General features: G+C 55.6%; 12 protein-coding genes. 11 read left to right on the top strand and 1 reads right to left on the bottom strand.

What is annotated here, in order from left to right:
• The 7 genes from ACETWG_00680 to ACETWG_00650 all read left to right on the top strand — a co-directional run.
• The coding region (locus ACETWG_00680; protein ID MFB0515103.1) for a succinate dehydrogenase/fumarate reductase flavoprotein subunit at nt 1-609 on the top strand (609 nt) is incomplete at its 5' end.
• 1 nt (nt 610) lies between these two features.
• Nucleotides 611-1309, top strand: a complete 699-nt coding sequence (locus tag ACETWG_00675) for a succinate dehydrogenase iron-sulfur subunit (GenBank protein ID MFB0515102.1) — start codon at nt 611-613, stop codon at nt 1307-1309.
• A 33-nt stretch (nt 1310-1342) separates the two neighbouring features.
• Complete coding sequence (locus tag ACETWG_00670) at nt 1343-1570, top strand: type II toxin-antitoxin system HicB family antitoxin (GenBank protein ID MFB0515101.1); 228 nt, start codon at nt 1343-1345, stop codon at nt 1568-1570.
• A 193-nt stretch (nt 1571-1763) separates the two neighbouring features.
• Nucleotides 1764-3194 (top strand): chloride channel protein, encoded by a 1431-nt coding sequence (locus tag ACETWG_00665; GenBank protein MFB0515100.1) that lies wholly within the window; start codon nt 1764-1766, stop codon nt 3192-3194.
• A 172-nt stretch (nt 3195-3366) separates the two neighbouring features.
• On the top strand, nt 3367-3798 hold the full coding sequence (locus tag ACETWG_00660; GenBank protein ID MFB0515099.1) for a hypothetical protein: 432 nt from the start codon (nt 3367-3369) through the stop codon (nt 3796-3798).
• Between the two features lie 105 nt (nt 3799-3903).
• Nucleotides 3904-4221 (top strand): nucleotidyltransferase domain-containing protein, encoded by a 318-nt coding sequence (locus ACETWG_00655; GenBank protein ID MFB0515098.1) that lies wholly within the window; start codon nt 3904-3906, stop codon nt 4219-4221.
• Nucleotides 4211-4606, top strand: a complete 396-nt coding sequence (locus ACETWG_00650) for a HEPN domain-containing protein (GenBank protein ID MFB0515097.1) — start codon at nt 4211-4213, stop codon at nt 4604-4606. Before ACETWG_00655 ends, ACETWG_00650 begins: the two co-directional genes overlap by 11 nt.
• Nucleotides 4607-4650: 44 nt before the next feature.
• On the opposite strand, the gene ACETWG_00645 is transcribed toward ACETWG_00650, so the two are convergent.
• Complete coding sequence (locus tag ACETWG_00645; protein ID MFB0515096.1) at nt 4651-4812, bottom strand: hypothetical protein; 162 nt, start codon at nt 4810-4812, stop codon at nt 4651-4653.
• Between the two features lie 49 nt (nt 4813-4861).
• On the opposite strand from ACETWG_00645, the gene ACETWG_00640 reads away from it, so the two are divergent.
• From ACETWG_00640 to ACETWG_00625, 4 genes are all read left to right on the top strand, one after another.
• Nucleotides 4862-5257 (top strand): hypothetical protein, encoded by a 396-nt coding sequence (locus tag ACETWG_00640; protein MFB0515095.1) that lies wholly within the window; start codon nt 4862-4864, stop codon nt 5255-5257.
• Between the two features lie 6 nt (nt 5258-5263).
• A complete protein-coding gene (locus ACETWG_00635; protein MFB0515094.1) occupies nt 5264-5956 on the top strand; it encodes an ATP-binding cassette domain-containing protein in 693 nt (230 codons plus the stop codon).
• The gene (fetB, locus tag ACETWG_00630; GenBank protein ID MFB0515093.1) at nt 5956-6747 is read left to right on the top strand and encodes an iron export ABC transporter permease subunit FetB; all 792 of its coding nucleotides are present in this window, start codon (nt 5956-5958) and stop codon (nt 6745-6747) included. The genes ACETWG_00635 and fetB overlap by 1 nt, the downstream gene beginning before the upstream one ends.
• 149 nt (nt 6748-6896) lie before the next feature.
• Nucleotides 6897-7102 (top strand): hypothetical protein (locus ACETWG_00625; protein MFB0515092.1); only part of this gene is annotated, 206 nt, incomplete at its 3' end.

The following is a 7102-nucleotide window of genomic DNA, read 5'->3' as shown; positions in this document are numbered from 1 at the left end:
TACGCCGGTGGTGAAGTGGCCTGCGTATCGGTTCACGGTGCTAATCGGTTGGGGACCAACTCCCTGGTGGATATTTTGGTTTTTGGCCGCCGGGCCGGCAAGGACATGCTCCGACACCTTCAGGAAGCGGAATTCGGCCGCATCGAAGGCGAACCGGATGCTTTCATCCGTGGTGAGATCGACCGCTTGCAGAATGGTGGCGGTAAAGAGAAGGTGTTTGACCTGCGAGTAGCGATGCAGAAGGTGATGATGGCCAAGTGCGGCGTCTATCGCACCGAAGAGAACCTCATCGAAGCCCGGAATGCGATTCAGGAGCTCCGTCAACGTTATAAGGCCGTCGGCATAACCGACAAGAGTGCCTACTTCAACACGGAGCTGGTGGAGGCCATCGAGCTGGGATTCCTCCTGGACACCGCCTGGACCATTGCCGAAAGTGCTCTGCACCGCAATGAGAGCCGGGGGGCCCACTCCCGGGAAGATTATCCCGAACGGGATGATAGTAACTGGCTCAAACACACCTTTATCCACTATGTGGAAGATGGTAAAGTCAAGTTCGATTACAAACCGGTGACCATCACCAAATTCCAACCGAAGCCGAGGGTGTATTAAGATGCAGGTAACCGTTGAGATTTTCCGCTATGACCCGGACACGAACGAGTCGCGCTTCGACACCTTTGTGAGGGATGTCGATCCCAAAGACCGGGTCCTTGATGTCATGATGGCCATCAAAGACGAGGAAGATGGCACCATCGCTTTCCGCAAGTCGTGTGCCCACGGGGTATGTGGCTCGGATGCCATGGAGATCAACGGCCTCAACCGCCTGGCCTGCCAGGTACTGGTCCAGGACCTCAAGAGTAAGCGTATCCGCATTAAGCCCATCAGGGGACTGAAGGTAATCCGGGATCTGATCGTGGACATGGGGCCTTTCTTCGCTGGCCTTGAGAAGGTTAAGCCCTACTTCATTCCTAAGGAACCCGCCCCGGCCACTGAGTATACCCAGTCCATAGACAACAGGGCAATTTTCGACGATACCACCAAATGCATCATGTGCGGCTCGTGTACCACCAGCTGCCCCTCCTTCCGCTGGTTCAACCGCGAGTTTGTGGGGCCGGCCGCCTTCGTAAAAGCCCACCGCTTCATATTCGACTCCCGAGATGGTGGCAACGAGGAACGCTTGCCAGTGCTGGACGATAAGGACGGCCTGTGGCGCTGCCACTCCATCTTCAACTGTACCGATGCCTGCCCCCGGGAGATTCAGATCACCAAGGCCATCGGCGACCTGAAGCGCTACACGGTGATGCACCGGTAGGGTAACTTCAGGGTGATCACTCTGGAATACTCATTGGTAATTGAAGCTACCAAAGAGCCGGATTATTTCGGTTTTTACTCGCCGGATCTGGAGGGGTTCACAGGTATCGGGCATTCCATCGAGGATTGTCTGTATAAGGCAAAGTGTGGCATGATCGAACATATTAATCTAATGCAGGCAAAGGGTCTGCCCCTGCCTCCTCCAAATCCCAATCCTAAAATCATAATCCAAAACGAGCAGCTGGCCGAAGAAGTGGCTTGACGGAAGAGCCACCAAGGCCATCGGCAACCTGAAACGCTACACGGTGATGCACCGGTAAGGAGAAGGGTTTGATCCAGCTGCACTCCTAGCTGGTCTTCCCTACTAGCAGAACGTACAACTTCTTATGACTGCCCAATAGGGGCATACGTAACTTTGCCCCTTATGAGGTCCCCTTTCACACCCTAAATCTCTATTGAACTATAGAGCCGTGCTCCGCCGCTTCCTGGAAAGCTCGCTGCTTTTCATCCATGTTATCCGCTGGTTCCTCATCGCCATTATGGTGGGTGTGGTGGTGGGTATAGCCACTAGCTACTTCCTCAAGGCTTTGGATGGTTCCATCACTCTGGCGGGACGGTGGTCCTGGTCCTTCCTGTTGCTGCCGGTGGCCTTCATGGTGAGCGCCTATCTGGTGCGGCGGTTCGCACCCGAGGCTGAAGGCCACGGGACTGAAAAAGTCATTGAGGCCTACCATCGCCACTCGGGGCGTATCCGGTTGGTGGTAGTGCCGATTAAGGCCCTGGCTACCATCGTCACGATCGCCCTCGGCGGTGCTGCCGGCAAGGAGGGACCCTCAGCCCAGATCGGGGCCGGGTTGGCCTCCAAGCTGGCGGACCTGTTAAAGTTCCGCAGTGATGACCGCAAGAAAATCGTGGTCTGCGGCCTCAGCGCTGGGTTTGCGGTGGTTTTCGGGACCCCCATCGCGGGGGCCATCTTCGGAGTGGAGGCACTGTTTGTGGGCGCCATCGTCTACGATGTGTTGTTTCCATCCTTCGTGGCGGGCATTGTGGCCTTTGGCACCGCCCGCTGGTTGGGTCTGGCCTATTCACACCAATTCCAGCAATTCGCCGTGACCTTGGACCCCATCCTGCTGGTGGAGGTCATCTTCGCGGGCGTGTTCTTTGGCTTGTTGGCCCTGCTGTTGATCGAATGTATGAGGATTGCCCGCAAGCTTGCTCATTGGATAAAATTATCACCAATCTGGACGGCCGCTGTTGGCGGGGCTAGCTTGGTAATTCTAACGCTTGTGCTGGGCCGGGATTATCTTGGACTCGGACTGGTGCAGGCCGGTGCGGTGATCCGTGGTGGAGAAGCCTCCGTCATAGCGCCCTTCGCAAAAATGATCTTTACCAGCATCACCCTCAATTTCGGTGGCAGTGGCGGCACCTTAAGTCCTGTCTTCTATATCGGTGCTACCGGCGGACACCTGTGGGCCAGTTTGTTTAATCAGGACAGCTCCTTTTTCGCGGCCATCGGTATGGTGGCATTGCTGGCCGGTGCCGCCAATACACCCATCTCAGCCAGTATCATGGCGGTGGAGCTGTTCGGCCCCGCGATCGTTCCCTATGCTGCGCTGGCTTCGGTGGTGAGCTTCCTGATGACCGGTCACCGCAGCGTCTATCCCAGCCAGGTGCTCTCTTTTATCAAATCACCGGCGCTGCGGGTCACAACCGGCAAGGAACTCCATGAGATTGGGGGGGAAGTTCGTTTCCAGGCGCATGAGGCCGACGAGCTGTCCGCCCTGCTCGTCAAAGGCAGCACCGCGGCCATTCGCCGGATCCGCAAGATTATCCGTCGCAGCCGGCTGCCGGCGAAAGTGGAAAAGCCACCGGAGGGAGACACATAGCTCCACAGGAATAATTTACTTGAAGGCCGTTGCCCCTGTACTTTACTTTTCCATCGCAGCATTTCTACGGGAATGCCAGGCAGTATCCCAACGGGTTCCCTTTGGGATAGCAAAACAAGATTTGACAAGAGAGCTCATTGCGATACCGCATAACCGCCGAATAATAATTTAGGTGCATGTCACCATTCAAGATGGGAGATCGGTGGAGTTCCCCGATAGAACCGCAGAGATCGAGATTCACAGAGAGGCAGCGCGTAAGTACTACGCACAGAGTGACTTCGCGCGGGCGCGTTCGTCGTATTTCAAGTGGGTAGAGTCGGTCAGGCAGCAAAATGTCAATACCGGCGGCCAACTCCAGCGAGAGCTGAACGAGGCTAAGCGGGAATACAGTGAGTTCGTCAAGACTGATCCGCTCTACCAGCAGATCCGCGACGCCGCCATTGCTAAGATCCAAGAGCAGCCCGGCATTCTGCAGACGGATATGTACAAGGCTCTGCCCGAGTTCGACAGGTCGGACATTATGTACGCCATGTACTTTGCCGATGATCATGGCGCCATAGTCCGAACGAAGAAAGGTCGAACCTACTCGCAGTCACTTCCTTAGGTGAGACAGCAGCGGCACCTAACTAGCGCATGCAGCCGACGGCTTGCTTCGCTACGTAGCTGATGCGCGGTCTTTTAGTCCTCGTTGCAATTCGGGAGTTTCAAGATGGAATTCCAACCTCAGGTTATTGAAGAGCTAGTCCAGAAGATCGTCAAAGCGGTAAATCCGCAACGAATAATACTTTTCGGTTCGGCGGCTCGAGGAGAATTCGGCTCCGCCAGTGATATAGATCTTCTGGTCGTAATGCCAGAAGGTACTCACCGTAGGAGGACGGCTCAAAAGCTCTACCGGCAAATTCAAGGCATCGAGGCATCTTTCGATATACTGGTTGCCACTACTGGCGATATACAGCGGCATAAAGACAATATCGGTCTCATTTATCGCACCGTTCTCAAAGAGGGGAAGGAACTATATGCCCGCTGAGGATCGAATCCCTGGAAGCCCCGCTGATTGGCTTCACCGTGCGCGCAGCGACCTTAACCTGGCGCGCTTGTCCCGGCCGGAAGGGGTTTTACTTGAGGACTTATGCTTCCACACTCAGCAAGCCGCGGAGAAAGCACTCAAAGCAGTACTGGTTGCGAACTCCGTGGCGGTGCCAAACATTCATAGCATCAGGAGACTCATCGACCTCTTACCGGCGAAGCTTGACATACCAAGGGAGGTTCAAGAGGCGGCCGGTCTCACGAACTACGCTGTTGCAAGCCGATACCCTGGTGATTTTGAGCCCATTGACGAGGATGAACATCGTGAGGCTGTTCGCCTAGCCGAGGCTGTTGTCTCATGGGCCGCAGATCTCATAGGGGATTAAGAAGAACATTAAGCCATGATAATTTGGTTGAGTATTAGTTCAAATTAAAAGATTAGATTTGAAACGCGCATGAAGCCACTGGCCATGCCGTCTAGGGCGGGATAGCCCAGGGTGCTGCCTGCGACGGCAGCCAGCATCAGCAGCGAGCTGATGGCGTCGCTGCAGTGGTGCCAGGCATCTGCTTTCCTTTTTGCTTGTATTTCCATTCTAAGGCCATGAACTTTTTTAATAAATTATATATAACAGGCATTCCCAATGACGAAACGATCCTCCACTCTTGTCCTGCTTACGCTTCTGATCTTCCTGCTGGCGGGCTGCAGCGAAAAACCCGAACGGCATCTTGACCTGGGTCTATGGTATTATCAGAAGGGCCTGGTGGATGACGCCATCCTGGAATTCAAAGAGGTGATCCGCTTATTGCCTGCCGACCCCCGTCGCATGTCCAGCCGTGAACTCGATATCGTTACGCGGGCCCATTACAATCTGGCGGTGGCCTATGCCAAGAAAAAGTGGTACGAGCTGGCCCTGATTGAAGCGGGCAGGACTTTCGAGCTGCGGCCGACACCCGAGAACTATGAGCTCCAGGAACTAATCCGCAAGCGGAAGGACCTTGAGTCGTTGAGTCCGACGCCCGCTACACGACCCGGCTGATCCTTCATGCTCACGCTGGAGTCGGTTTGGAAGTCCACACCTGGCCAACCCCACAGCTATATCCTCCAGGATTGTACGTATACCTTTGAGGCTGAGTGTATCTATGCCATCCAGGGGGACTCGGGTGTAGGCAAAACCACCCTTCTGAGGGTGCTAAATAATCTCACGCCGGTCGACCGCTGGCGTATTCTGCTGTCTGGCAGAGACATTATCACCCTTCATCCAGCTGAGGTGCGCCGGCGTATTAGCATCCTGTTTCAAACACCGGGATTTGTGGGAGCGACAGTAGAAGAAAACCTGGCCTTTGCCTGCAAGTTCAGTCATCGCAATGAGGTGGACTTTAGCACATTGTTAGAGCAGGTTCATCTGGACCCTTCCCTGCTGGACAGGCCGGTTGCCAACTTAAGTGTGGGCCAGCAGCAGCGGGTTTGCCTGGCGCGAACCCTTGTAACCCGACCGGAGGTGCTCCTACTCGATGAACCGACCTCAGCCCTGGACGACGCCACCGCTGGACGTATCCTGGAATTGGTCCGGGAGATCAGTACGGCAGAAAAGCTGCTCACCATCTTCGTCACTCATCGCAAGTCGCATGCGCGGAAGTTGGGGCAGATAATCCTGGAGCTGGCCCACGGCAGCCTGTCCGAATGTCCCACAGGGGTCCCTTATCGGGGGCTCCCTCCGGGAGAGGAAATCTCCTAGTGGGACTGTTTCAGCTCGGTTTCGGTAATGTGGCCCTCTCGCTGATCCTGATGGCGCTGGCTATCGCCGTATCGCGCTTACAGCGTCTGGGCGTTGAGAAGAACCTGGCTATCGGGACGGTTCGGGCTTTCGCCCAACTGACCCTCATCGGGTTTGCCCTCAAGGTCCTGTTCCAGGTGAACTCACCCTGGCTGCTTCCGGCAGTGCTGGTCGTCATGCTGACGGTGGCCAGCTATGAAAGTGTACGGCGTCAGCAGGTGAAGCTCCCACGCTTCTTCCTCATCACCTTTGGTACTTTGACTCTGGCGCTGGTGGTCAGTTTGGGGGTAGTGGCATTGCTGATCATTAGACCTGATCCCTGGTACAACCTGGTGGTGATGATCCCCCTCAGCGGCATGGTGCTGGGTAATGGACTGAACATCGTTTCCCTTTCGGCCAATCGCTTTATCAACGACATGCAGTTGCGCCAGGCAGAAGTGGAAGTGGCCCTTTCTCTGGCCGCGCCTCCCAGGAAAGCTCTGCACCCTGCTTTCAAGAGTGCCGTGTCAGGTGCCCTGATTCCCTCAATAAACGCGCTGATGACGGTGGGCCTGGTCCAGCTGCCCGGGGTTATGACCGGGCAGATCCTGGCTGGTGTGCCCCCGGTGGAGGCGGTGAAGTTTCAGATCGTCATCATGATGATGTGGATAACCACCGGAGTGATCTCCGGAGTGTTGGCGACGCTTCTGCTGATGACCCGCCTGGTGAATCCCCGCTGGCAGGTGCGCTGGGAACTGATTCAGGGCAGGTAGGCACGCCCCTTTCCCTCAAGTCAAAGCCTCTCCAACAACAGCGGCACAAAAGCACCCTGACTGCGCTGTGGCAGGCAAAAGTCTCTGTGCATTACGGCCTATGCGGTACTAGATTTATTGTTGTACTACTCAAACAGGGAGGGCCAGCCATGAAACCTATACATTTCCCCAGCCTGGAGCGGCTTCATACCAATAGAACCATTCCCCTTATCGTCGCCGTTCTCCTGTTTGCAGCCGGCCTGCTCCTGGCCCAAGAGGGTGTGGGCACCCAGGAAATCGAAGCTCAGCGCATCTACCGGCAGGTATACCAGGCGGCTATGGCGGACAGTGTCATCTCCGCGGAGGAGGAGCAGAT

The sequence above is a fragment of the Candidatus Neomarinimicrobiota bacterium genome, assembly GCA_041862535.1.
Classification (GTDB): domain Bacteria; phylum Fidelibacterota; class Marinisomatia; order SCGC-AAA003-L08; family TS1B11.
The sequence above is the reverse complement of the archived record's forward strand: the minus strand, read 5'-3'. Positions and strand labels throughout refer to the sequence as shown.

What these genes read in the sequence shown, in the direction of transcription:
- ACETWG_00675 (MFB0515102.1), top strand. Translation starts at nt 611, where the DNA reads ATGCAGGTAACCGTTGAGATTTTCCGCTATGACCCGGACACGAACGAG.
- ACETWG_00655 (MFB0515098.1), top strand. Translation starts at nt 3,904, where the DNA reads ATGGAATTCCAACCTCAGGTTATTGAAGAGCTAGTCCAGAAGATCGTC.
- ACETWG_00650 (MFB0515097.1), top strand. Translation starts at nt 4,211, where the DNA reads ATGCCCGCTGAGGATCGAATCCCTGGAAGCCCCGCTGATTGGCTTCAC.
- ACETWG_00645 (MFB0515096.1), bottom strand. Translation starts at nt 4,812, where the DNA reads ATGGAAATACAAGCAAAAAGGAAAGCAGATGCCTGGCACCACTGCAGC.
- ACETWG_00640 (MFB0515095.1), top strand. Translation starts at nt 4,862, where the DNA reads ATGACGAAACGATCCTCCACTCTTGTCCTGCTTACGCTTCTGATCTTC.
- ACETWG_00635 (MFB0515094.1), top strand. Translation starts at nt 5,264, where the DNA reads ATGCTCACGCTGGAGTCGGTTTGGAAGTCCACACCTGGCCAACCCCAC.